Below are 22,829 nucleotides of genomic sequence, written 5' to 3'. Positions count from 1 at the left end.
GCCGCCCCACCTAAATGCGACAGGCTCACTTGCGCGTCACCCTCCCCCTGAAGGCTGAGCCATTTTCGTCAAGCATTCAGCAAGCACATCATCGTGCGTCGTCACTCTGGCCACCGATCCCGGCCGCCATGCCAAGATCGGTGCCCGTCCTGCACCCACTTCACCACAGGAGACAACCTATCGAAGCAAATCCGCATCATTTTCCATCCATGCAAAACCTCCGCCCGAGCTTTCAACAGAAGGCACGGCGGAAGCCTCAGACGAGGCAGCAGGCTCCGCTGAGCGCCTGTCATGCCGGTGTCCTCTGCCAATTTCAGAATGCCGCTGTTCTTGGCAATGTCGCCAAGGACAGCGGCGATGTATGCTGGATCGTCGCCGGCTTCCTCCAGCGAAAGAGGGTGCATAGCCTGTCGCGCCATCGTGATACTGGCGATGTTGTCGGTGTGGGAGGCAAGCAGTGAGGGGCAAGAACGATCTACGTGAGCGAGATCTCTGGGCGCGATTACGCTTTAAAATTATCGGTGTGTTGTTGGCGGCCCCGCCGGCGGCGGGCGAAGCCCTGCGGGCGCAGTACGCTGAGCATCCTTTGTGGAACGTACAGCTCCTGCATGACAACCTGCGCATCGTCCTCGCCGTCGCCGATCCACCCGTGCCATGTCCCTCCTATGCGAGCGTGCGGCGGTATCTGAAGGCCCATGGCCTGACTCGCAAGCGCGCACCTCGTCGTGGCAACGACGAGATCTGCGCCGGCGCCGAGATCCTCGTTGAACGCGAGATCAGAAGCTACGAGGTCCGGTACGTCTTGCAACTGCTACATCTAGACTTCCATCATGGCTCGCGCAAGGTCCTCACCCGCGCTGGCGAGTGGATCATCTATTCGCGGCTCGCAGGCTTTGAGTTCGCTCTTGAGCAAGCTCGGCACGACGCCGGTAGACGAAACGAAGGTTCAGCACCGCATCGATGACGTTGATGACGATGACGATTTCGTCAGCCGCTACCTTACATGAGGCGCGTGTGAGGCCAACCCCGTGGTTCAATCGTTGAACACTTCGCGAAATACCTCTGGCCGACGAGCAGCAATAGCAAGCAGTGAGCGCGCCGCCCCAGAAGGCTGACGCCGGCCTTGTTCCCATTCCTGCATCGTGCGCGCAGACACGCCGAGCAGGTCCGCAAACTTCTGCCGCGACAATCCGGAACGCGCACGCGCCTCTGCGATCGCCGATACCGGTACACGGTGAACATGCCCGGCCTGGCCGGCCTTCATCTCGCGTACCGAGGCGAGTAGTTCGGCGCCAATATCGCGTTTTGCATCGCGCGCCCGTAGCGCGCGTTCACTCATCTTTTTTGCCATCGATCGTCCTCCGAACTTTGTCGAGCGTCTTTGCGTTGATGTCATCACGAACACTCTTCGCGTAGATCAGCAGCAGATAGATCACGCCATCTGCCAAGCGGTTGTAGTGGATGACACGAACACCGCCACGCTTGCCCATGCCTGAACGTTTCCAGCGCACCTTGCGGCAGCCGCCGGAATCCTTGATCACATCTCCGGCTTCGGAGTTCTCGACCAGCCACGCCACGAATTCACCGCGTTCGTCCTCATCCCAGTAGTCCGGCCAAAGCCGCGTAAAGGTCGGAGTTTCGATGACGGTGTACATGTGAGCGCAGTATGCGTCAATGCCGCATATGCGTCAATGCCGCAGTTTGTGGGATTGGGGAAGCGCAGGTGAACCGCGCCTCCGAAAAGAAAAACCCCGGCCGCGGGCACCGAGGCTGTAAGGGTTGCATCCACGCGGGTTACTGGTGCGCCAGTCGCCACCTCGCGCGCGCTAGGACGCGCAGGAACCGAGTACGGTTCGGATACCTTACTTGAGGGGGCGGTTCCGATTTTTTCTCGCGGCCCATGTTTATGCGAGACAGCAGCGTCTCCTGCAGCTTAGCCCACCCAGGTGAACTACAGTTGACACAATGTGAACTATGGTTTACAGTTCGCTCATGGTCGAGCTGATCAAAACCGCCACTTTCGATGCCTGGCTTTCAGGCCTGGGAGACCTCGCGGCGCGGGCGCGCATTCAGCTTCGGCTGGATCGTCTCGCGTTGGGCAATCCCGGTGATGTGAAGCCAGTGGGCTCGGGCGTGAGTGAGTTGCGGATCGACTACGGCCCCGGCTACCGGGTGTACTACACACAGCGCGGCCGGGTGATTGCCGTGATCTTGTGCGGCGGCGACAAGCGCACGCAGGACAAAGACATCAAGCAGGCGATCAAAATCGCCAAACAGTGGAAGGGTTAAACCATGGCTACCAAGCGAAAGACTGCAAAGGAGACCTTCTCCCGCTACGACACTGCCGACTACCTCAAGAGCGAAGATGATATTGCTGCGTACCTGGACGCTGTCATGGAGGACGCCGCGGACGATCCAGCGCTCATTTCTGCGGCACTCGGCAACGTGGCTCGCGCGTACGGCATGATCAAGCTCGCCAACGACACCGGCCTTACGCGCGAAGGGCTCTACAAGGCGCTCGGCGCGGGCGGCAATCCCACGCTTGCAACCGTGGTCAAGGTGATGAAGGCTCTCGGCATGCGGCTGAGCGTGTCGAAAGCGGCGTGAGCGCATGGCTGCACCCCGGGCGTCAAACAAAAAACCCCGGCCAAGGGCGCCGGGGCTTGAAGGTGTGCCAACTGGCACGGCTGCCTAGCGCGCCAGACGCCACCTGGCACGCGCTAGGACGCGCAAGAAGCGGGCACGGCTTCTGATGCCTTTAACACTCTGCCACGGCTGGCCAGCCTCATGCGCAGCCATCAGTGCATTCAATGCTTAAGCCCGACGCACCGATAAGCGAGCGAGCGCTGTCGCGAGCGTTGAGAAACAATCGCGTTGGCGAAAAGCATCCCCAGCTGTTCGGCTGTGAGCCGTTCACGCCGCATGACCTGCGCCGGACGGCCGCCACGCAAATGACCGCGCTCGGCATCGAGCGCCTACACGTCGGCAAAATTTTGAACCACAGCGACAGCGGCGACATCACGGCGGTCTACGATCGCCACAGCTATTGGAACGAGAAACAACGCGCTCTCGCCATATGGGAAACGGAATTGCGCTCGATCATTGATGGCAAGCTAAGCAAGGTCGTCCCGATCGCGAAAGCACGCGGATCATGACGATCTCGGCGGCATCAGCAATGCGGCTGATCGCTTGTCCCCATTGATGCTCGCGCTTAGCCGATGTGGACCGGCACAGTCTGCGCACCCTAGATAGTGGTGCAGTAGACATGCCATCGCATTCCCGCCGACCGACCCCGGAGCAGATCGCCGAAGAATTGGATGGACTGATAGAGACGCGCGACGTAGAGCGCGCGACCGGTTACACTCGCCGATGGATATCAGAGCTGATCGCGCGCGGGCGCTTTCCGCCGCCGGACGTGCGAGGCCGGCTGGGCTCTGCACATCGATGGCGTAGATCTACAATCCGTCGTTATCTCCAGTCCATCTCGGAATGATCGTCAATTTAATGAGCTAGCAAGGCCCCTCGAGGGAGGCTAACCAGGGTTGCGGACCGCGGGGAACACGACGCCCACCCAGGGCCAACTTCGTCACGCGCGATCCCTACTTCAGGGGACAGAGTGTATTGTTTTGTGTAAACTTTCGCTCCGGGCGCATGTCCATAGAGTAGGTTCCGATCTAGGGAGTACCGCAAGTGGCTGATTTTACGGGGCGTCTCTCGCATGCCCCCCTAGTATATGCGCTGTGCCAAATCCGGTTCGCGCCGGTCCTGAAAATGGCCCAATACGTTCCCGACATTCAGGAACGGCTCCGATCACAGTACGAAGAATTTGAGGAGGAGCAGATCGCCGACGTAGCGATGCAGCCGAGAAGCAAGGCTATAGCCTTGAGGAACGAGACTCGCTGGCGGTTCGAACGGGCGGATGCTCGTAGCGGGTATATCCTCTACAACGCGTCGCTGACATACCATACGACCGCGTACACAGACTTTGAGGAATTCGTTCCTGAAATAGTCAAAGGATTCTCGACGGTCGCCGAGATTGCGGGCATCTCCCGCATGCATCGAATCGGACTCAGATACGTTGACCTGATTGCAGATCAAGGGAATGCTCCTCTGGAAGACTATATCGATGCTCAGTTAAGGGGTTTCGAACTTGATGGTGTCACAGAGAAAATCTCGCAATACGTCGTGAGCGGCGCAACGGTGATGGGGCAGATCCTCTTTCGTGCGACCAAAGGTGTGCTTGATGCCGCCCTTCCGCCGGACTTGCTGCCCTTAGTACTCAAGCCCGTCCGCATGCCTGACCCCAACAAACGCAGCCTTTTTTTGGACACGGATCATTTCATTGAAGGTGCCGAATCAATGCCACGGATTGAGCAGCTTGAGCAATTCCTTCGTGAACTGAAGAAGCCGATTGCATCGGCGTTCAAGCGCGCGATTTCTGACAAGGCGGTCAAGGAGTGGAAGTGATGGCTCACCCGAGCGCAGCGCATGTCGAGGAATGGGATCGAATCCACTCTGGGAGCGGACAGCAGAGCATGCTCTACGGGTCCGCGTTCGATCCGTTTGCGAACTCATCGTCCAGTGGTCCGCATCAGGGTATGTCCGTCGTGATTGCGGCAGCAATCCTCTCGAGTTTGGTCATGCAGGGATATCACGCCTCCGATGTTGAGACGCCGTTCAAGCAGTGGCGCATGCAGTTCCGGTCGGGTCCGGATTACCCGCATCGCGAGAACGATCAATCGGCGTCGCTTGTAACCCGATCGCTCGAAACTTTGGAAAGTCAGCTACAGCTGACTAAGTCTCAATTGGCGTCCGCGCTGCAGGTCGAGCGCGCGACGCTTTACCAGTGGTTTCGGGGTGTGCAGCCACGTTCACGGGCGCGGGACCGCATTGTGGCACTTGAGCACTTTGCAGGAGAATGGGTGTCTGCGGGATTGGGGTCGGCACGTGCGTCATGGCACATGCGTACTCCAGGGGATGTGATGTCCCGAACTCTCGGAGAGATGCTTAGTGCAGAACACTTGGATATGGAAGCACTTCGACGGCTCATACGGGCAGCCACTGCAGGTCCATTGGAATTAACTGAGCTTAGGGGCATTGACGGATTTCCTGCCGAAGACGCTTTAGAGCAGCGTCGTCGTCGTCGGGACAAATATGCACCGAGCTATGCCGACAAAGAGTGATCTCGCTGCAGAATGGCGATCGATCATAAACAAATCCATGAGTTCGGATGGCTCCAAGGGAGTATTTTTTCCCTTGCTGATTCAGCGGAACTGATCGCATCTGCGCATTGGCATCCTTTGCCCGAGGGACACGAGCTACCGGCTGGAACTCGGCTTGTAATTGCCAGCCATAGCTGCGACGTAGTGAGCCCGAGCGCCATGGAGCGGTACATAGAAGTGTGCCCAGCGGCACCACTGCCGACCCAAGAAACGCTGGGACAGTTCGGTTACGCACGCGACCCGCGACGGCTCCGAATAGCCGTGAATATTGAGGGACAGGCCGTGCTTCACGAGTTGTGCGCCCCCATGCGATTTGTAGTCGGACGCGCAGTTCTCGCGGAACGTAGGCCTGATCCCGATGCTTGGATAACCGAGGAGGACCTTGACCACTACACCTTCTGGCTGTCGGCCCGCGTACGAAGACGCTCGTTTCCCAACGCGCTAGACCAAAGGATCGGCACAGATAGCCACAAGCGTATCCGAAAGACACTTAGCAAGGTGGAAAGCGATATCGAAGCACTGCTGTATTCACTTTCCACTGAGAAGGAGTTGGGCGAGGAAGAGACCTATCGTATGCGGGTGATCCTGCTGGCCAAGCCGGAAGCCGCGGCGAATACCGCCAAGCTCGAAGTGTTAGAGACGGTCCGTGACAAGATCGAGGAGATTCTGTCCGACAAACCCGGCGTCGAAGTCGAAGTGGTGGACTTGGCGAGTAGTGCGCGCATGTCAGTTGCCACTGCTGCCAGTTACAAGAACTGGGGCTTCGAGGATTTAAGTCTCGAAGCCGACATTAAGCCATAACGGGGTAGCGTGGAGGAACGACGTGGCCGGAAAGCCCAACTGCTAACGCCGCCCTCGCCGGCATCGACCGCGTGCAACCGCGTGCAATTGAGCGCAGTCGGTGCTTATGTCGCTGATGAACTGACCGCCACCATCCAGCGCGAAACGACTCGGCGCGTCACACGGCAAATACGAACCTTAATATGGATAATGCCACCGCCCATTGCCCAGAGGCGGCTCAATCTACCAGCAGTTCACTGCTGCCGGCATCGTCTTTATTACATTGGGCCGTCACTGCCACCGCAGTGACGGTCCACGAAACTGCAGCAACAATCCGGTCGGGCGACGTTTCGCATTAAACGTCGCTCACATGATGACCACCAAGCAGACTCGTCCCCGACCAATCTGCCGGCGGAGACAATCACCGGCAATCCGGCGCTGGGGCATCAAGCGCCACATCATGCAAGCACCAAGCCGCTGACGCCGTACCCAATCGGCCGCCCCACCTAGACGCGCCAGGCTCACTTGCGCGTCGCCCTCCCAAGAGGCTGAGCCACTTTCGTCAAACATCCACCCGGTACGTCATCGTACGTCGTCACTCTCAGCACCGATCATGGCCGTATGGCTGTGATCTGGGCGCCGTTCTTCACCCCACTTCACCACAGGAGACAACTTATCGAAGCAAACCCGCGTCGTTTTCCATCCATGCAAAACCTCCGCCCGAGCTTTCAACAGAAGGCACGGCGGAAGCCTCAGACGAGGCAACAGGCTCCGCTGAGCGCCTGGCCCTTGCCCCTTCGGGGGATCTCGCTTGCCGCGAGTTGGCATCAACACTGACCGCTCGTCACTCAGCAGCAAATTTTGTAATGGCCCTTGAAGGAACACAATGGACAATCTGACATATACGCTGCGCCAGCTGTGCGACCGGAATCGAGACGGCAGTCATGCTACGCAAGGCGACCGAGAAAGCTGCCTGAAATTGATGGCTCGACAGCTCAAGGAGGCAGGCTTCCGACAGATGAAGGCGACCTCGCTGAATGGGAAGCATGTCGAAGCGCTGCTTGAACGCTGGCGGAGCGACGGACTGTCGGCGGGCACGCTCAAGAACCGTCTTGCACATCTGCGCTGGTGGGCCGAGAAGGTCGGCAAGGAAGGACTGATACCGTCCAGCAACGTCCAGCTCGATGTTCCGAAACGAGTGTTTGTCACAAATGAGAACAAGGCGGCCGAGCTTGCCGACAAGCTGGGCAAGGTCAGCGATCTGTATGTTCGCGTCAGCTTGGAATTGCAGCGGGCGTTCGGGTTTCCTCCTTGATCATCGTCGCACCTCCGCCGTATCGAGTCGAGCGATCGACTGCCCGACTCGATCCCGAATCACGGCCAGCGCGTCGCTCACATCGAAGTCGGCGTCGTGGTTCGCGGCGAACTGGACGGCGATCAACAGCGCGTGCGTTTTGTGGAGGTGGCCAAGCTCTGTTCCGACCGCCGCTTTCAGGCGGCCAGGATCGACGGTCGCCGCCTTCATGGCGACACCATCGAGCGGAGCTTCGTGCGGACAGATCCGATTTGTTCGCGCAGAACCAGCATTGAGAGCTGCTTCCGGCGGCTGCCCCGCTCGCGAGCCTTGAGCAGTTCCGAATCGGCGTGATGACCAAGGAAGTCGAAGGCGAGGTGAAGGACGGCGAGGTCCCATTGATCGAGGGCGCTCATGCGACACCCCCAGCGCCCACACGGTCGAGGGGGTGAGCCTCCGTCGCAATCCGGGCGCGGATCGAACCAATGTCACCGACAAACCAAAACAGGCACCCGCGAACCAGTCGCGGGATAATGGGCACAGCCATGACTCTGATCTCCAAGGGATCAAGTTGTGGTCAGGGCCGTCGTCGGTGTCTCACCACCGGCGGCGGTCCGCTCTTTGCTGAGAGCTGACTGTAGCCGGAACTGTAGCCGGAAACAGAAAACAGGTGATTTCAGGCTTAAAGAGGAATCACCAGAAAAGCGCTTATTGGCTTGTTTTTACGGGGTTTTTAGATTGGTCGGGACGAGAGGATTCGAACCTCCGACCCCTTGCACCCCATGCAAGTGCGCTACCAGACTGCGCCACGTCCCGACTCGGCGGCGGATGCTAAACAGCCCCGTGCCAACTTGCAACTATACTTGTGCGGCCGCTTCCCGCAAGCTGCCGGCTACGAAGATCATCTGCCTGCCGAGGCCGTCTGAGCAGCAGGCGCTTCAGCACCGGGAACGGAAACGAGAATGAACGATGACTTGAAATATCTGCGTGACAGGGCCGATCTGACCGACCTGATCAACAAATACGCGACGGGGATCGACACCCGCGACTGGGCCCTGTACCGATCGATCTTCGCCGACGAGGTCGACATCGATTTCTCGTCCTACGACGGCCAGCCCGCCGCGCGCATGAGGGGCGACGACTGGGTCGCCGCCGTGCAAATGCTGCTGCCCGGCTTCGATGTCACTCAACATCTGCTGGCCAACATGGTATTCGATATCCGTGGCGACACGGCCACGGTCACCGTCTACATGCAGGCTGAGCACTTTCTGACCAACGGCCTGGGCGATTCGAGCCACACGTTGGGCGGCTATTACACTCACCGGATCAGGCTAGGCATGGACGGCTGGAAGATCCACGGCGTCACGCTGAACGTCACATGGAACCGTGGCAACCGGCATGTGTACGAGCTGGCCCGCCAGCGCGTCGCCGAGCGCCGCAAGCTTCCGGTAGCCACCTGACCGCGATGCGGGATTTATGTCTGCGCCGCGGCGGCTAGCGCCGCAGAATCCGCAGCACTTCCTCCAGTTCGGTGCGCAGCTGGCGCACGATCTGCTGCGCCTGGGTGAGATCGTCGCGGGCTTCCTCGCCCTGCAGGCGATTGCGCGCGCCGCCGATGGTGAAGCCCTGTTCATACAACAAGCTGCGGATCTGGCGGATGACCAGCACGTCCTGGCGCTGATAGTAGCGACGGTTGCCGCGGCGCTTCACGGGCTTGAGCTGAGGGAATTCCTGTTCCCAGTAGCGCAGCACATGCGGTTTCACGCCACACAGGTCGCTGACTTCACCGATCGTGAAATAGCGCTTCCCCGGGATGGGGGGTAATTCGCTGTTATTGCCTGCTTCCAGCATATGCTTCCACTCGTGCCTTGAGCTTCTGTCCAGGCCGGAAGGTCACTACGCGACGTGCGCTGATGGGAATTTCCTCACCCGTTTTCGGATTGCGCCCCGGGCGCTGGTTCTTGTCGCGAAGATCGAAGTTGCCGAACCCGGAAAGTTTCACTTGCTCTCCCGTGGACAGGGAGGCGCGCAACTCCTCGAAAAACAGATCCACCAGCTCACGCGCCTCACGCTTGTTCAGCCCGAGCTGATCGAACAATGCTTCTGCAATCTCTGCTTTAGTCAGTGCCATGCTATTTGTCTCGAATCGTGGCATCGAGCTCCCGACCTAGTTCTTGAATGACTTGTGTCACGACAGTGTCGGCTTCGTCGTCGGTCAAGGTTCGGGAAGTATCCTGTAAATGCAGGCCTAAGGCTATGCTTTTCTTGCCATTCTCGATCTGTTTGCCACGATACACGGACAGTATCGTCAGTGTCTTGAGCAGGCTTCCCGCATGGCTGCGCACACTGGCCAGAAGCACCTCTACCGGAAGCGATTCCGCGATGATCACGGCAATATCGCGGCGGATGGCAGGGTATTTGGAAATTTCGACAAACTCCGGCACCGCCGCTGCCAGCCCCGCTTGCGTCTCCAACTCGAAAACGAACACGGGATATGTCAAATCAAGCCGATCGAGATGTGCCGGATGCAATGCGCCCAGCCAGCCCACGGGCTGTTCCCTGCGCAGGATGCGAGCGCTTTGCCCCGGATGCAGCGCTGGATTCGGCTGGGCCACGAAGCGGAATTCATGACTTGCGCCGGTCAAGGCCAACACGGCTCCGAGGTCGGCTTTCACGTCGAAAAAATCCAGCTTCGATGTCTCCGTACCCCATTGCTCCGGCAGTGCCGCACCCGAGGCGATGCCGGCAATGACCTCCGTCTCCGCACCGGTATCGCCCGCATAGCACCGGCCGACCTCGAACAGACGAAGGCGTGACTGTTGGCGACGCTGATTGCCGGCCGCCGCTTGAATCAGCCCGGGCCACAGCGATATGCGCATGACGGCCAGTTCCGCGGAAATCGGATTGCGCAACGCCAGCGCTGCACCGGGCAACAGCGCCGCCTGAAATGCAGAATCCGTGAAGGCATAGGTGATGGCTTCCTGATACCCCCGGTCGACCAGGGCATCTGCCGCGCGCTCCTTGCTCAACCGTGTTTCGGTCCAGGGCTGCACCTGCTGCGCGGCTTGTTCCGCACGCTCCGGAATCCGATCGAAACCTACCAGTCGTGCGATCTCCTCGATCAGATCCTCTTCGATATGCAGATCGAAACGCCAGCTTGGAGGCCTCACCTGCCAACACGGTGCAGGCAGGGTATCCTCGCGGCATTCAAGAGAACGCTCGCTCGAATCCCGATCCGGTCCGGGCGTCTCCTCGAGCTGCATGCCGAGCGATTCCAGCAGTGCGGCCACCGTCGCCGGTGCCAGCGTCATGCCCAGTACCTTTTCTACTCGCGCATGACGCAGCGGGATCGACGACACGGCGGCTGCAGGCCTGCTGCCGCGCGTCACCGACACCGGGCCCGCCAGCCCGCCGGCATGCTCCAGCAACAAGGCGGTGGCGCGTTCGATCGCCCGTTCCTGCAGTTGCGGATCTACGCCACGCTCGAAGCGCTGGGAGGCATCCGTGATCAAGCCACGGCGCCGGCCGCGCCCGGCAATCGCGTCCGGCTCGAAGAACGCCACCTCCAGGAATACATCCTGCGTGGCAGCGCCGATGCCGGAGTCCGCGCCGCCCATCACGCCGGCCATGCCTAGCAATTTGCGATCATCGGCAATCACCAGCACGTCGGGGGTCAGCTCGACGATCCGCTCATCCAGCAGCCGCAGTGCTTCGCCGGCCCGTGCATGGCGTACCACGATTGCACCTTCCAGATGCGCCAAATCATAGGCGTGCATGGGCTGACCCATTTCCAGCATCACGTAGTTCGTGATGTCCACGACCGCACCGATCGGCCGCAGACCGGCACGGCGCAGCCGCTCCTGCATCCACAGCGGTGATTTCGCCTCGGAACGGATGCCTCGGATGATTCGGCTCACGAATTTCGGGCAGGCCTGCGGCGCTTCCAGCCGCACCTCGAATCGATCCTGGATGCGCGCCTCCACGGACGCGATGGCGGGCGGGCGCCAACTCTGACGGCGGCATGCCGCCACCTCCCGCGCCACGCCGGCGATGCTCATGCAGTCGCCCCGATTCGGCGTCAGGTTGATTTCGAGAACCGTGTCATCCAGCGCCAGCGCCTTCACCAGATCCTGACCCGTGACGAGATCCATCGGCAGTTCCATGAGTCCGGAGGACTCCTCGCTCAGACCGAGTTCACGCGCCGAGCACAGCATGCCGGCGGACTCCACGCCGCGCAGCGCCGCCGCTGCGATGCGCATGCCGCCCGGCAGGACCGCGCCGACAAGGGCCAGCGGAGCCTTCATGCCGGCACGCACATTCGGCGCACCGCACACGATCTGCAACGGCTCGCCGCCGCCGGCCACACGGCACACGCTCAATCTGCGGGCGTTCGGATGCATTTCGACCGCCAGGATCTCACCCACCACGACGCCGCTCAGCGATGGCGCCACCGGATGGATGCCCTCGATCTCCAGGCCCGCCATCGTCAGCGCATGCGCCAGCGCCGGCACGTCATCGCCGGTGTCGACCCAATCCTTCAGCCAATGCAGTCCGATCTTCATAGCGATATTTCAGTCAGGCGAACTGCCGCAGGAATCGCAGGTCGTTCTCGAAGTACAGGCGGATGTCGTTGACGTTGTAGCGCAGCATGGTTAAGCGATCGATGCCCATGCCGAAGGCATAGCCGGTGTACCGTTCCGGATCGAGGTTCACGGCACGCAATACATTCGGATGCACCATGCCGCAGCCGGCAACTTCCAACCAGCCGGTGTGCTTGCACACCCTGCATCCCGCTCCGCCGCAGGCGACACAGGAAATATCCACTTCCGCGGACGGCTCGGTAAACGGAAAATACGAGGGACGTAGGCGCATTTTCACGTCGCACTCGAACAATGTATTCATGAACTCGTGCAACACCGCTTTCAAGTTCGCGAAAGTGATGCCTTCGTCGACCACCAGACCTTCGAGCTGGTGAAACATGGGGGTATGAGTCATGTCGGAGTCGCAACGATACACGCGTCCCGGCACGATGATGCGGATCGGCGGCCGATGCTGCTCCATGTAGCGCACCTGGACCGGTGAGGTGTGGGTGCGCAGCAGCCGCCCGTCCGAAAAATAGAAGGTATCGTGCATCGCCCGCGCCGGATGATTCGCGGAAATGTTCAATGCCTCGAAATTGTGCCAGTCGTCTTCGATCTCCGGCCCATCCGCGACGGCGAACCCCGCGCCGCGAAAGATCTGCTCGATACGCCGGCGCACCCGCGTGACCGGATGCAGTCCGCCCACGCCCTGCCCACGGCCTGGCAGGGTGACGTCGATGGTTTCATCGGCAAGGCGCGCCGCCAGCTGTCGCGATTCGAGTTCGGCACGGCGCGCCTCGAGGGCGGCGATCAATACTTCCTTCGCCTCGTTGATTTTCGCGCCCGCCGTACGCCGGACATCCGGCTGCAGAGTACCGAGCGACTTCAGTTGTGCAGTGATTGCACCCTTCTTGCCCAATAGGCGCACACGGATCTGCTCCAGCACCTCCCCCTGCTCGCAAGCTGCAATCTGCGCACGAGCGGACTCGACCAGGGCGTTCAAGTCGTATGGATCTGACATGGCGGCATCGGACATGAAGCGCTCACTGATCTACCGAGCGTGGATCCCGTACACGCTCTCACGCGCCGGGAAACAGGACCTGTGCGCGAAAAAGATCCCTAAAATTCCCCCAAAATCCCCGGAGGGCTCCCTCCGGGGATCCAAGCAGGGATCAGGCCGCGACCGCCTGAGTCAGCTTGCCGGCTTTTTCCAGGCTGTCCTTGGCCTTCTGCGCGATCACCGCAAACGCGGCCGGATCCTGCATCGCGATATCCGCCAGCACCTTGCGATCGATCGCCAGGCCAGCCAGATTCAGCCCATCAATAAGCTTGCTGTAGGACAAGCCATGGACGCGCGCCTCGGCATTGATGCGCGTGATCCACAGCGAGCGGAAGTTGCGCTTGTTGGTTTTGCGGTCGCGATAGGCATACTGGCCCGCCTTGATGACGGCCTGCTTCGCGGCGCGGAACACCTTGCGGCGGGCGTTGTAGTAGCCCTTGGCCTTCTTGAGAATCTTCTTGTGACGGGCGCCGGCAATGACGCCCCTTTTAACGCGTGCCATAAGTCACCTCCTCAGGCGTGCGGCAGCAGCTGCTCGAGCCGCACCAAATCTTGTTTAGCCACCATGCTCGGCGAACGAAGCTGACGCTTGCGCTTGCTCGGCTTCTTGGTGAGGATGTGACGTCGATGGGACTGGGTCCGCTTGAACCCTTTGGCAGTCTTGCGAAATCGCTTCGCCGCTGCCCTATTCGTCTTTAACTTAGGCATTAGAAATGAGCTCCTTGGCTCTGTTTTTACTAGCCTTTTTAGGGCGCAGCTTGCTGGTTCCCGCACCGCCGGCAAGGCCCGGCAAACGCTCGTGCCGAGCGCCGTGGTGGATTCAGCTTCGCTCACGCTCTGGAAGGCGGGACAACGCCCGTCAGCGGCGAACCTTACGGTTACATCCGGTGATCTGGACGTTGTTCACTTCTTGTACGGGCTTCGCCCGGCACCTGCGCGCCGAACCCACCCGTTGCGCACTGCCTCGCGCTTTCGCTGCAGGGCGGTACGACTTTCACGCTGCGGCAGCCGGATTTATGCCCCGGCTGCCGCCTCGATTCACTTCTTTTTGGGGCCGAACATCATCACCATCTGGCGCCCTTCCATCAGCGGATTCTGCTCGACCTGCGCATAGGGCGACAAGTCCTGCTGAACGCGCTGCAGGAGTTCGCGGCCGACTTCCTGGTGGGCCATCTCCCGGCCCCGAAACCTCAAGGTGACCTTGGCCTTGTCGCCTTCTTCCAGAAAGCGAATCAGGTTACGCAGCTTCACCTGATAATCACCATCCTCGGTTCCTGGACGAAATTTGACTTCCTTGATCTGGATCTGTTTCTGTTTGCGCTTCGCTGCATGCGCCTTCTTGTTCTGTTCGAACAAGTACTTCCCGAAATCCATGATCCGGCATACCGGCGGTTCCGCCGTCGGTGAGACCTCGACCAGATCCAACCCGGCGCTTTGCGCCATTTCCAGCGCTTCGAACCGGGAGATCACCCCGGCCTGATTGCCTTCGGCGTCGATGATGCGCAGTTGCGGCGCGGTGATTTCGTCATTGCGCCGAATACGCTTATTGATAGGAGCAGCGATGCGTCATACCTCCAAAATAGTCCGGCCGCGGCTGGCAATCTCCTCGGCAAGTTTCGCGGCAATACCACTCACCGGCATCGCCCCGAGGTCCTTGCCATTGCGTGTGCGCACGGCCAGAGAATGAGAATTTGCTTCGCGATCGCCGGCCACCAGCAGGTACGGGACGCGTTGCAGCGTGTGTTCGCGGATCTTAAAGCCGACCTTTTCATTGCGCAAGTCCGAGATGACTCGAAGCCCCTGATTTTTCAGGGTTTCAGTGACCTCGCGCACATAAGCCGCCTGGCCGTCGGTAATGTTCATCACCACGGCCTGCACCGGCGCCAGCCAGGTGGGCAGACGTCCGGCGTGATGCTCGATCAAGATGCCCGTGAAACGTTCCAGGGAGCCGAACATGGCCCGGTGCAGTAGTACGGGGACGTGTTTTTGGCTGTCCTCGGCGATATAGCTGGCGCCGAGGCGGCCGGGCAGATTCAGATCCACCTGCAAGGTGCCGCATTGCCAATCCCGGCCGATGGCATCGCGCAGCACGAATTCCAGCTTGGGACCATAGAAGGCGCCCTCGCCCGGGTTCAGGGTATAGGGCAGGCCCGTAGCCTCGACCGCCTTTTTCAGCGCCGTCTCGGAGCGCTCCCAGATCTCATCGCCACCCACCCGGCGTTCGGGGCGATCGGCGAATTTGATGGTTACATCCTCGAAGCCGAAATCCTTGTAGATATCCAGGATCAGCCGCGTGACTTCCACGCATTCCTCGACCAGCTGGTCATAGGTGCAGAAGATATGTGCATCGTCCTGGGTGAATGCGCGTACCCGCATGAGCCCGTGCAGCGCGCCGGAGGGTTCGTAGCGGTGTACCTTGCCGAACTCGCAATAGCGCAGCGGCAGGTCGCGGTAGCTCTTCAGGCCATGATTGAAGATCTGGATGTGCCCGGGGCAGTTCATCGGTTTCAGGCAATACTTTCGATCGTCGGGCAGATCGGTGTAGTACATGTTCTCGCCGAACTTCTCGATGTGGCCGGAAGCCTGCCACAGCTTCACGTCCATCACTTCCGGCGAATTGACTTCCTCGAAACCGGCCAGCGTCTGGCGTTCGCGCATATAGGCGATCAGCGCCTGGAACAAGGTCCAGCCCTTCGGATGCCAGAATACCGCGCCCGGCGCTTCTTCCTGGAAATGGAATAGATCCTGCTCCTTGCCTAGCTTGCGATGATCGCGCTTCTCGGCCTCCTCCAGGCGATGCAAGTAGGCCTTCAGCGCCTTCTCGTCGGCCCAGGCCGTGCCGTAGATGCGCTGGAGCATTTCATTGCGTGAATCGCCGCGCCAATAGGCGCCCGCAATCTTCATGAGCTTGAACGCCCGCAGCTTGCCGGTGCTGGGCACATGCGGCCCGCGACACAGATCCACCCAATCGCCCTGGCCGTACAGGCTGATGTCCTCGTTCGCCGGGATGCTCTGGATGATCTCGGCTTTGTAGATCTCACCCTGGTCCTTGAAGAATTTCACGGCCTCGTCGCGCGCCATGACCCGGCGGGTAACCTTCTGATCGGCCTGGGCCAGTTCGCGCATGCGCGCCTCGATCGCTTCCAGATCCTGAGGCGTGAACGGGCGCTGATAGGAAAAATCGTAGTAGAAGCCGTCCTCGATCACCGGACCGATCGTCACCTGGGCATCCGGAAACAACTGCTTGACCGCCTGTGCCAGCAGATGCGCGGTGGAATGGCGGATCACCTCCAAGCCTTCGGGATCGCGCTCGGTCACGATCGCAAGCGTCGCGTCGCGATCGATCAGGAAAGAGGTGTCGACCAGCACACCGTCGACCTTGCCCGCCAGCGCCGCCTTCGCCAGTCCGGGGCCGATATCCGCGGCGACCTTCTCGACCGAGACCGGCTCCGGGTAACTACGCTGGCTGCCGTCGGGCAGGATGATGACAGGCATTTGTGAAGATGTCGGCTTGGGTCAAAAGCGGCTCGCACCGCCGCATTGGATCTAGACGAACCAAACGACGCGTCATGAACCCCTCATGACGAGCGTACAGGTCGGCATCCATCCTCGAGCCCGGTACCGGACACCCGAAGAATGGTGGGCGGTACAGGGATTGAACCTGTGACCCCTACCATGTCAAGGTAGTGCTCTACCACTGAGCTAACCGCCCTAAAAAGGCCGGCAAGGATAACGGTGCGCCCAGAGGCTGGCAAGCGCCGGCTCTACATTGTGTTAGCGCCGGCTCTACAGGCCGGGGTTCGCCGGCGCTCGTCGGCTGACATCCGAAGGTTGAAACAGCCCCCCGACCCAGAGGTTCATCCCCTGCCGTCCGGGGAGTGGCAGCTTGCAAAAGGCAACGACAGCGTTCAGGGCTCCAGGGCGATTTCCACGCCATGGTCCGTTTCGACCTGCACATACCGGGTGCCGATCTGGCGGTTGCGGCCACTGTTGATGGTAATGATCTCATCCAGCGGTGCTGCGTGTACATCGGCCGCGGGACGCGATACGAACAGATCGGCCTGGAACGTGCCTTCCGATTCGAAGCCGTTGGTATCGATTCCATTCGTCCCGAGCGCATCCAGTGTCGAGATGAATTCCTCCACGTCACGAAAGCGGCGCTGCACGAATGTCGCGCCGGCCAGTCGTTCTGTAACCAGTCCGAATTCGGACAGGGTCGAAGCGAGCGCATCGTAGGGGAACATGCGCAGCACGAACGAAACGACCCAGGGCGGCTGCTTCATGGCTGTCAGCAACTGCCGGTAGGTCTTGTCGGTAACATAGCCGACGCAACCGGTGGACAGGATGACGTTGGCTTGTTGCACGTGGAGTGCATCCTGCGGCGCAAGTGACCCATGCTCCAGATCCGCAATGATGCCGCGATCGATCAGCCCCACGCTGCGCGCATACTGAATGGCCGGCGCCGATACATCCAATCCGATGAATCGCGCCAGGCCGATCTCCGGCCAGCTGTCATAGAAATGTTTGTCCAGTCCCGCCAGTTGCTTCGAGCTCAATGCCGTCATCTCGTGACGCGCATAACGGCTGCGCAAGGCACCGAAGCTGAGCGGAAAGCGATGCACCGCCGCATTGATACCGTAGGAGCAGCCGACATCCAGCACCAGCTGCGCACCGCCATGACGCTGAATACGGGCATTCAGCAGTTGCCGTACCACCGGCTCGGCCAGGTCGGGAATCATATAGTCCAACGAACCCAGGACCGAGAAATACGCACGTGGATCATCACGGATGTAGATTTCATCGAAATTCGCCTTCGATGAATTGATGGCAGCAAAGCTGCTTCTCATGAGCGTGTCCCTCATGCGGATAAGTGTCTCCCACGGGACAGACGAACGTCCTTCGATACCCATGGCACGGCATGGAGCGGCTAGATTTAGCGCCTCTTCGATTGTTGGCAATAGACGAGAAGGCGTGCTCCGGGTGCAAATGGTAACACAGCTTTTACGGCAAGCGCGGAGCGATTTACATGCCGATACGGCATGACAGCCGCCAATATGCCGTTTTACGGCAATCAACTATTATTGATTTATCATCAATATGGATATCGATGAGCGTTGATTCCTGTATATGGCCCGATCGAGACGCTGCAAGCAGCAGCACCTGTCTATGCATTCAACCCAAGAGACGACTGGCGCAGTTCGCGCACTTCATCACGAAGCCTGGCGGCTTCTTCGAATTCCAGATTGCGCGCACGCTTCATCATCTCCTGCTCGAGCTTCTTGATCTTGCGCTGTACCTGCGCCGGCGTCAGCGTGGAATAATCATGAGCAGGCTCGGCGACCCGACGGACGGGTCCGCGCTCTGCACCGGCGTATGCACCTTCCAGAATATCCGTAACCTCCTTGGTGATGCCGCGTGGAGTGATACCGTGCAACTCATTGAACTCGATCTGACGCGCGCGACGCCGGTTGGTTTCGGCTAACGCACGCTCGATCGAACCGGTACGGCGATCCGCATACAGAATCGCCCGTCCATTGAGATGCCGTGCGGCTCGACCGATCGTCTGGATCAGCGAGTTTTCCGATCGCAGAAAGCCCTCCTTGTCGGCATCCAGGATCGCCACCAGCGATACCTCGGGCATGTCCAGGCCTTCGCGCAACAAGTTGATGCCCACCAGCACATCGAACCTTCCCAGGCGCAGATCCCGGATGATCTCCATGCGCTCTACGGTATCGATATCGGCATGCAGGTAGCGCACCTTGACGCCATGTTCGTCCAGGTATTCGGTAAGGTCCTCCGCCATCCGTTTGGTCAGGGTCGTGATGAGCACTCGTTCATTGTGCGCAACGCAAATTCGGATCTCCGAGAGCACATCATCGACCTGGGTGCGCACGGGACGTATTTCGACCGAAGGATCGATCAGGCCGGTCGGACGCACCAGCTGCTCCACGATCTGCCCCGAACGCTCCAGTTCATAGGGTCCTGGCGTCGCCGAGACGAAAATCGTCTGCGGCGCCAGCGACTCCCACTCATCGAAGCGTAGCGGCCGGTTGTCCAGCGCGGAAGGCAACCGAAAGCCGTACTCGACCAAGGTTTCCTTGCGCGAGCGATCGCCGCGATACATCGCGCCTAGCTGCGGAATCGTCTGATGGCTCTCGTCGACGACCAGCAGTGCGTCGGCAGGCAGATAGTCGAACAGGCAGGGCGGCGGCTCGCCTGGACTGCGACCGGACAGGAAGCGCGAGTAGTTCTCGATCCCGTTGCAATAACCGACTTCCCGAATCATTTCGATATCGAAGCGCGTACGCTGCTCCAGGCGCTGCGCCTCCAGCAGCTTGCCGCCGCTCTTCAGGACCTGCAGGCGCTCATGCAGCTCCTCGCGGATTGCGTCCACCGCCGCGATCAGACGTTCGCGCGGAGTGACATAGTGCGACGAGGGGAACACGGTATAGCGCGGTACCTTGCGCAGGATTTCGCCCGTGAGCGGATCGAACAGTTGCAGCGCCTCGACCTCATCGTCGAACAACTCTACACGCAAGGCTTCGCGCTCGGATTCCGCCGGAAAGATGTCGATCACGTCGCCGCGTACGCGGTAGGTGCCCTGACTGAGATCCAGCTCGTTGCGCGTGTACTGCATGTCCGCCAATCGACGCAGGATCTTGCGTTGATCCAGCCGATCCCCGCGCGACAGATGCAGCACCATCGACAGGTAGGATTGTGGGTCGCCCAGACCATAGATTGCCGAGACGGTCGCGACGATGATGGCGTCAGAGCGTTCCAGCAGCGCCTTGGTTGCCGATAGGCGCATCTGCTCGATGTGCTCGTTCACCGAGGAGTCTTTCTCGATATAGGTATCCGAGGAAGGCACGTAGGCCTCAGGCTGATAGTAATCGTAGTAGGACACGAAGTACTCCACCGCGTTGTGCGGGAAGAACTCCTTGAACTCGCCGTAGAGCTGGGCCGCCAAGGTCTTGTTGTGCGCCAACACCAGGGTGGGACGCTGCAGTACCTGGATGACGTTAGCGATCGAAAAGGTCTTGCCGCTGCCGGTCACGCCCAGCAAGGTCTGGTGCGCCAGACCCGAACGCAGCCCCTCCACCAGCTGCGCGATAGCCTGGGGTTGATCGCCCGCGGGCTGATAGCGCCCATCGAGCTGAAATGCAGACGTGCGGGGAGCCGTATCCGCAAGAGGTGCCGTCAAGGTGCGTGTCTCAGAGCCGCCGGCGGCATTGGCCGCCGCCGGACCGCCATTGGCGCCGGCCGATGGCCGGCGACCGGTTTTGGGACGACGTGAGGCAGCTTTAGACACGGAGAGATCGATGGGGGCTCAAGGTGGAATCGGCAAGGATACACTCCTTCGATGTTCCGCTCATGAAACCCAAATCGATGAAAATCCAGCCCTCAAGCGCCGGACCATACCGCGCTCGGGCCGATCTGGCCGGATCAGTTTAGAATGCAGCCTGTTTCCGCCGATATTCCCTGCGATGCTCGAGGTTCCCAGTGAGTTCAACTGTTTCACGGCGTGTTCAGCGCGTCAGACCGTCCCCGACCGTTGCGCTCACCGGCCGCGTGGCACGCCTCAAGGCGGAGGGCCGGGACATCATCTCGCTGGGCGCCGGGGAACCGGATTTCGACACCCCGGCACACCTCGCTGCAGCCGGCATCCAGGCCATTCGCGAAGGTCACACCCGTTATACGCCGGTGGATGGCACGGTGGAGATGAAGAATGCTGTCATCGCGAAATTCAGGCGCGACAATAGACTCGAATACCAGCGCCAACAGATCCTGGTATCGAGCGGCGCCAAGCAGATCCTGTTCAACCTGATCATGGCGCTGATCGACCCGGGCGATGAAGCCGTGATTCCCGCGCCTTACTGGGTGTCCTATCCCGACATGGTGATGCTTGCCGAGGGGGTGCCGGTCACACCCTTGGCGGGCCGCGATCAGGGCTACAAGATCACTCCGGCACAACTCGAGGCCGCCATCACGCCTCATACGCGGCTATTCATCCTGAACAGCCCGAACAACCCCACCGGCGCAGCCTACACCGCTGCGGAGCTGCGCGCGCTGGGCGCCGTGCTGGCCCGGCACCCGCGCATCATCATCTGCACGGACGACATCTACGAGCACATCTACTGGGCGCGCGAGCCCTTCATCAGTCTGGCCCAGGCATGCCCCGAACTCTATGAGCGCATCGTCACCGTCAATGGAGTCTCCAAGGCCTATGCCATGACCGGCTGGCGCATCGGCTACTGCGGCGGACCAGCGGCGCTGATCACTGCCATGGCGACGATCCAGGGCCAGAGCACCTCCAATCCCTCCTCTATCGCGCAGAAAGCCGCCGCCGCCGCATTGAACGGCGACCAGGCCTGTGTACGAGAAATGAACCGTCATTTCCGGGAGCGCCACGATCTCCTCGTGGCCGGATTGAACCGCCTGCCAGGCGTATCTTGCCTGGAAGGTGCGGGAACATTCTATGCCTTCGCCAATGTGGAACGGGCGATCGAGATGATCGGCGTCGCGGACGACACGGCATTTGCCGAACATCTGCTCGCCACCAGCGGCGTCGCTGTCGTGCCCGGCAGCGGTTTCGGCGCCCCCGGCCATGTGCGTCTTTCGTTCGCCTGCAGCATGCAGACCCTGGAGGAAGCGCTGCGGCGCATGGGCAAGACGCTTGGGACAGGTATCGGATAGAACAAAAAGCCGGCGGCGTCCTCGATTAAGGCGAGCTGCCGCCCCCTGACAGGTAGTTTCCGGGCTCATGACCGTCCCCGGGGGTAACCCTGCCCGCTCAGGATCCCGTGTATTGCAATTACGTCTCATCCTGCCGGCCGGCGTCCTTGACACCCCGGAGCGCATTACGCAAAATCGCGCGCCTTCGCCGCCCTCTAGTTCCAGTGTCTAGTTTCAGCGTTCCCCGGTAGCTCAGTGGTAGAGCGACGGACTGTTAATCCGTTGGTCGCCTGTTCGAATCAGGCCCGGGGAGCCATATAAATCATTAACTTACACGAATAGCGAGTGTCCAATATTACGCTCGGTTCAATGCTATTTTTCTGCTGAAAATCAAGGTTCACCGCGGCTGATATTGGACGGATCAGCCAACGTCAATTCGCCCCGCCTCATACCTCCGCTCGCAGCTACTGGCACCCGCACTGCGTGTGATATCACCGCCAAGGCATGCGCCTCGCCTCGGACGATATGCGCAGTGTAAAAAACACCGACGCCATTCCGGATGAATTACCAGACTTTGGGCGTAAATAACAGACGTTGCGGAACAACGCCATTTAAATTCTTGGTTTAAACCTACATCTTAAATGTACACCTATAGACATTCCTGCCGTATATAGGCAATGATTACGCGTCGGAACTATTCCGACTCGGTTGTCGAACTGCGAACCACGCACGGGAACCGATGCCAATGAGACTGCACACTAAAATACGTGTTGGTCAAGCTCCTGAGGATGTGCTGATGACCGCATTGGTCCATGGCGAATTCGACGCCGTCACTCATGGCACCGAATTAATAAATCTTCGCCGCAATTTGAAGCGAGCCCGATATAGAGTCTGGTCGGCTTATGCGATGCTTGGGTTTCTGGGCTTGGTTCTTGGTGGCTACGCGCAATTCTTCCCGTTCTACGCTAGACGCCGGCTACCCGATCTCGTTGATGCGATGACGTCTGCCAAAGACGAAGAGTCTCTTGAGCGAGTTCGAGACGTAATGCTCCTAACACGACAGGTCATGCACGTGCTCCGTCCTGGCAGTATTTTCAAGAGCAAGGCGTCGCGCGTAATCGAAGACCTTGATGAGCATCTAGACTCCATAGACTACGTTCTCGGCAACCGATCCCGGCTGGATGCCAGCATGCTCCAGTTGGATCAGTGTGCATGACTAC

24 protein-coding genes, 3 tRNA genes and 1 pseudogene are annotated in these 22,829 nt (G+C 60.0%); 12 read left to right on the top strand and 16 right to left on the bottom strand.

Annotation, left to right across the window (positions count from 1 at the left end; all coding sequences use genetic code 11):
• Positions 1-457 precede the first annotated feature (457 nt).
• Entirely contained in the window at positions 458-964 is a 507-nt protein-coding gene (locus ACG33_RS07325; protein ID WP_157071696.1) for a hypothetical protein, read from the top strand.
• A gap of 69 nt (positions 965-1,033) precedes the next feature.
• On the opposite strand, the gene ACG33_RS07320 is transcribed toward ACG33_RS07325, so the two are convergent.
• Both ACG33_RS07320 and ACG33_RS07315 read right to left on the bottom strand, forming a co-directional pair.
• A complete protein-coding gene (locus tag ACG33_RS07320; protein ID WP_237392705.1) occupies positions 1,034-1,351 on the bottom strand; it encodes a helix-turn-helix domain-containing protein in 318 nt (105 codons plus the stop codon).
• Positions 1,332-1,655, bottom strand: coding sequence for a type II toxin-antitoxin system RelE/ParE family toxin (locus ACG33_RS07315; RefSeq protein WP_066919957.1), 324 nt, complete (start codon positions 1,653-1,655; stop codon positions 1,332-1,334). Before ACG33_RS07315 ends, ACG33_RS07320 begins: the two co-directional genes overlap by 20 nt.
• 337 nt (positions 1,656-1,992) lie before the next feature.
• Here ACG33_RS07315 and ACG33_RS07310 point away from each other — a divergent pair, with 337 nt between their 5' ends.
• The 7 genes and pseudogenes from ACG33_RS07310 to ACG33_RS07280 all read left to right on the top strand — a co-directional run.
• Complete coding sequence (locus ACG33_RS07310; protein ID WP_066922998.1) at positions 1,993-2,289, top strand: type II toxin-antitoxin system RelE/ParE family toxin; 297 nt, start codon at positions 1,993-1,995, stop codon at positions 2,287-2,289.
• A 3-nt stretch (positions 2,290-2,292) separates the two neighbouring features.
• The gene (locus ACG33_RS07305; RefSeq protein ID WP_066919956.1) at positions 2,293-2,607 is read left to right on the top strand and encodes an addiction module antidote protein; all 315 of its coding nucleotides are present in this window, start codon (positions 2,293-2,295) and stop codon (positions 2,605-2,607) included.
• Between the two features lie 203 nt (positions 2,608-2,810).
• Entirely contained in the window at positions 2,811-3,155 is a 345-nt protein-coding gene (locus tag ACG33_RS07300) for a tyrosine-type recombinase/integrase (protein WP_066919955.1), read from the top strand.
• A gap of 535 nt (positions 3,156-3,690) precedes the next feature.
• Entirely contained in the window at positions 3,691-4,467 is a 777-nt protein-coding gene (locus ACG33_RS07295) for a TIGR04255 family protein (protein WP_083536538.1), read from the top strand.
• A 131-nt stretch (positions 4,468-4,598) separates the two neighbouring features.
• Positions 4,599-5,183 (top strand): hypothetical protein, encoded by a 585-nt coding sequence (locus ACG33_RS07290; RefSeq protein WP_157071695.1) that lies wholly within the window; start codon positions 4,599-4,601, stop codon positions 5,181-5,183.
• Between the two features lie 12 nt (positions 5,184-5,195).
• Positions 5,196-6,023: a hypothetical protein gene (locus ACG33_RS07285; protein ID WP_066919949.1), complete on the top strand. Its 828-nt coding sequence runs from the start codon at positions 5,196-5,198 to the stop codon at positions 6,021-6,023.
• 865 nt (positions 6,024-6,888) lie between these two features.
• A pseudogene (locus ACG33_RS07280) lies at positions 6,889-7,305 on the top strand (phage integrase N-terminal domain-containing protein); the annotation flags it as partial.
• A 12-nt stretch (positions 7,306-7,317) separates the two neighbouring features.
• On the opposite strand, the gene ACG33_RS07275 reads toward ACG33_RS07280, so the two are convergent.
• The 3 genes from ACG33_RS07275 to ACG33_RS07265 form a co-directional block, all read right to left on the bottom strand.
• Positions 7,318-7,527, bottom strand: a complete 210-nt coding sequence (locus ACG33_RS07275) for a hypothetical protein (protein WP_066919947.1) — start codon at positions 7,525-7,527, stop codon at positions 7,318-7,320.
• Positions 7,524-7,712, bottom strand: coding sequence for a hypothetical protein (locus ACG33_RS07270; protein WP_066919945.1), 189 nt, complete (start codon positions 7,710-7,712; stop codon positions 7,524-7,526). The genes ACG33_RS07275 and ACG33_RS07270 overlap by 4 nt, the downstream gene beginning before the upstream one ends.
• 323 nt (positions 7,713-8,035) lie before the next feature.
• Positions 8,036-8,112 (bottom strand) — tRNA-Pro (locus tag ACG33_RS07265).
• Between the two features lie 146 nt (positions 8,113-8,258).
• Here ACG33_RS07265 and ACG33_RS07260 point away from each other — a divergent pair.
• On the top strand, positions 8,259-8,756 hold the full coding sequence (locus tag ACG33_RS07260; protein WP_066919943.1) for a nuclear transport factor 2 family protein: 498 nt from the start codon (positions 8,259-8,261) through the stop codon (positions 8,754-8,756).
• Between the two features lie 34 nt (positions 8,757-8,790).
• Here the strand turns inward: ACG33_RS07260 and ACG33_RS07255 are convergent, their stop codons facing one another.
• The 11 genes from ACG33_RS07255 to uvrB all read right to left on the bottom strand — a co-directional run bounded on the left by ACG33_RS07255 (position 8,791) and on the right by uvrB (position 20,137).
• A complete protein-coding gene (locus tag ACG33_RS07255) occupies positions 8,791-9,147 on the bottom strand; it encodes a MerR family transcriptional regulator (protein WP_066919941.1) in 357 nt (118 codons plus the stop codon).
• Positions 9,128-9,427 carry an integration host factor subunit alpha gene (ihfA, locus tag ACG33_RS07250; RefSeq protein WP_066919939.1) on the bottom strand — a complete coding sequence of 100 codons (300 nt, stop codon included), beginning with the start codon at positions 9,425-9,427 and terminating at the stop codon, positions 9,128-9,130. Before ihfA ends, ACG33_RS07255 begins: the two co-directional genes overlap by 20 nt.
• Position 9,428: 1 nt before the next feature.
• On the bottom strand, positions 9,429-11,858 hold the full coding sequence (pheT, locus tag ACG33_RS07245; protein WP_066919937.1) for a phenylalanine--tRNA ligase subunit beta: 2,430 nt from the start codon (positions 11,856-11,858) through the stop codon (positions 9,429-9,431).
• A gap of 13 nt (positions 11,859-11,871) precedes the next feature.
• Positions 11,872-12,897: a phenylalanine--tRNA ligase subunit alpha gene (pheS, locus tag ACG33_RS07240; RefSeq protein WP_066922995.1), complete on the bottom strand. Its 1,026-nt coding sequence runs from the start codon at positions 12,895-12,897 to the stop codon at positions 11,872-11,874.
• Between the two features lie 151 nt (positions 12,898-13,048).
• Positions 13,049-13,438 carry a 50S ribosomal protein L20 gene (gene rplT / locus ACG33_RS07235; RefSeq protein WP_066919935.1) on the bottom strand — a complete coding sequence of 130 codons (390 nt, stop codon included), beginning with the start codon at positions 13,436-13,438 and terminating at the stop codon, positions 13,049-13,051.
• An 11-nt stretch (positions 13,439-13,449) separates the two neighbouring features.
• Positions 13,450-13,644 (bottom strand): 50S ribosomal protein L35, encoded by a 195-nt coding sequence (gene rpmI, locus ACG33_RS07230; RefSeq protein ID WP_066919933.1) that lies wholly within the window; start codon positions 13,642-13,644, stop codon positions 13,450-13,452.
• A 330-nt stretch (positions 13,645-13,974) separates the two neighbouring features.
• Positions 13,975-14,499, bottom strand: coding sequence for a translation initiation factor IF-3 (gene infC, locus ACG33_RS07225; RefSeq protein WP_210399254.1), 525 nt, complete (start codon positions 14,497-14,499; stop codon positions 13,975-13,977).
• Positions 14,500-14,502: 3 nt separating this feature from the next.
• Positions 14,503-16,431, bottom strand: a complete 1,929-nt coding sequence (gene thrS, locus ACG33_RS07220) for a threonine--tRNA ligase (RefSeq protein WP_066919929.1) — start codon at positions 16,429-16,431, stop codon at positions 14,503-14,505.
• Positions 16,432-16,573: 142 nt separating this feature from the next.
• A tRNA-Val gene (locus tag ACG33_RS07215) sits at positions 16,574-16,648 on the bottom strand.
• Between the two features lie 196 nt (positions 16,649-16,844).
• Positions 16,845-17,783, bottom strand: coding sequence for a class I SAM-dependent methyltransferase (locus tag ACG33_RS07210; RefSeq protein ID WP_066919927.1), 939 nt, complete (start codon positions 17,781-17,783; stop codon positions 16,845-16,847).
• A 317-nt stretch (positions 17,784-18,100) separates the two neighbouring features.
• Positions 18,101-20,137: an excinuclease ABC subunit UvrB gene (uvrB, locus tag ACG33_RS07205; RefSeq protein ID WP_066922992.1), complete on the bottom strand. Its 2,037-nt coding sequence runs from the start codon at positions 20,135-20,137 to the stop codon at positions 18,101-18,103.
• Positions 20,138-20,436: 299 nt separating this feature from the next.
• Here uvrB and ACG33_RS07200 point away from each other — a divergent pair, with 299 nt between their 5' ends.
• From ACG33_RS07200 to ACG33_RS07190, 3 genes are all read left to right on the top strand, one after another.
• Positions 20,437-21,630 carry a pyridoxal phosphate-dependent aminotransferase gene (locus ACG33_RS07200; protein WP_066919925.1) on the top strand — a complete coding sequence of 398 codons (1,194 nt, stop codon included), beginning with the start codon at positions 20,437-20,439 and terminating at the stop codon, positions 21,628-21,630.
• 220 nt (positions 21,631-21,850) lie between these two features.
• A tRNA-Asn gene (locus ACG33_RS07195) sits at positions 21,851-21,925 on the top strand.
• A gap of 429 nt (positions 21,926-22,354) precedes the next feature.
• Positions 22,355-22,825 (top strand): hypothetical protein, encoded by a 471-nt coding sequence (locus ACG33_RS07190; RefSeq protein ID WP_168160038.1) that lies wholly within the window; start codon positions 22,355-22,357, stop codon positions 22,823-22,825.
• The last annotated feature ends 4 nt before the right edge of the window (positions 22,826-22,829 follow it).

It is taken from the genome of Steroidobacter denitrificans (assembly GCF_001579945.1).
In the GTDB taxonomy this organism is placed as follows: Bacteria; Pseudomonadota; Gammaproteobacteria; order Steroidobacterales; family Steroidobacteraceae; genus Steroidobacter; species Steroidobacter denitrificans.
This window is presented reverse-complemented; position numbering and strand designations above follow the sequence as displayed.

Coding starts and splice junctions, on each gene's coding strand:
- ACG33_RS07320 (WP_237392705.1), bottom strand. CDS start 1,351: ATGGCAAAAAAGATGAGTGAACGCGCGCTACGGGCGCGCGATGCAAAA.
- ACG33_RS07315 (WP_066919957.1), bottom strand. CDS start 1,655: ATGTACACCGTCATCGAAACTCCGACCTTTACGCGGCTTTGGCCGGAC.
- ACG33_RS07310 (WP_066922998.1), top strand. CDS start 1,993: ATGGTCGAGCTGATCAAAACCGCCACTTTCGATGCCTGGCTTTCAGGC.
- ACG33_RS07305 (WP_066919956.1), top strand. CDS start 2,293: ATGGCTACCAAGCGAAAGACTGCAAAGGAGACCTTCTCCCGCTACGAC.
- ACG33_RS07300 (WP_066919955.1), top strand. CDS start 2,811: ATGCTTAAGCCCGACGCACCGATAAGCGAGCGAGCGCTGTCGCGAGCG.
- ACG33_RS07290 (WP_157071695.1), top strand. CDS start 4,599: ATGTCCGTCGTGATTGCGGCAGCAATCCTCTCGAGTTTGGTCATGCAG.
- ACG33_RS07285 (WP_066919949.1), top strand. CDS start 5,196: ATGGCGATCGATCATAAACAAATCCATGAGTTCGGATGGCTCCAAGGG.
- ACG33_RS07275 (WP_066919947.1), bottom strand. CDS start 7,527: ATGAAGGCGGCGACCGTCGATCCTGGCCGCCTGAAAGCGGCGGTCGGA.
- ACG33_RS07270 (WP_066919945.1), bottom strand. CDS start 7,712: ATGAGCGCCCTCGATCAATGGGACCTCGCCGTCCTTCACCTCGCCTTC.
- ACG33_RS07260 (WP_066919943.1), top strand. CDS start 8,259: ATGAACGATGACTTGAAATATCTGCGTGACAGGGCCGATCTGACCGAC.
- ACG33_RS07255 (WP_066919941.1), bottom strand. CDS start 9,147: ATGCTGGAAGCAGGCAATAACAGCGAATTACCCCCCATCCCGGGGAAG.
- ihfA (WP_066919939.1), bottom strand. CDS start 9,427: ATGGCACTGACTAAAGCAGAGATTGCAGAAGCATTGTTCGATCAGCTC.
- pheT (WP_066919937.1), bottom strand. CDS start 11,858: ATGAAGATCGGACTGCATTGGCTGAAGGATTGGGTCGACACCGGCGAT.
- pheS (WP_066922995.1), bottom strand. CDS start 12,897: ATGTCAGATCCATACGACTTGAACGCCCTGGTCGAGTCCGCTCGTGCG.
- rplT (WP_066919935.1), bottom strand. CDS start 13,438: ATGGCACGCGTTAAAAGGGGCGTCATTGCCGGCGCCCGTCACAAGAAG.
- rpmI (WP_066919933.1), bottom strand. CDS start 13,644: ATGCCTAAGTTAAAGACGAATAGGGCAGCGGCGAAGCGATTTCGCAAG.
- thrS (WP_066919929.1), bottom strand. CDS start 16,431: ATGCCTGTCATCATCCTGCCCGACGGCAGCCAGCGTAGTTACCCGGAG.
- ACG33_RS07210 (WP_066919927.1), bottom strand. CDS start 17,783: ATGAGAAGCAGCTTTGCTGCCATCAATTCATCGAAGGCGAATTTCGAT.
- ACG33_RS07190 (WP_168160038.1), top strand. CDS start 22,355: ATGAGACTGCACACTAAAATACGTGTTGGTCAAGCTCCTGAGGATGTG.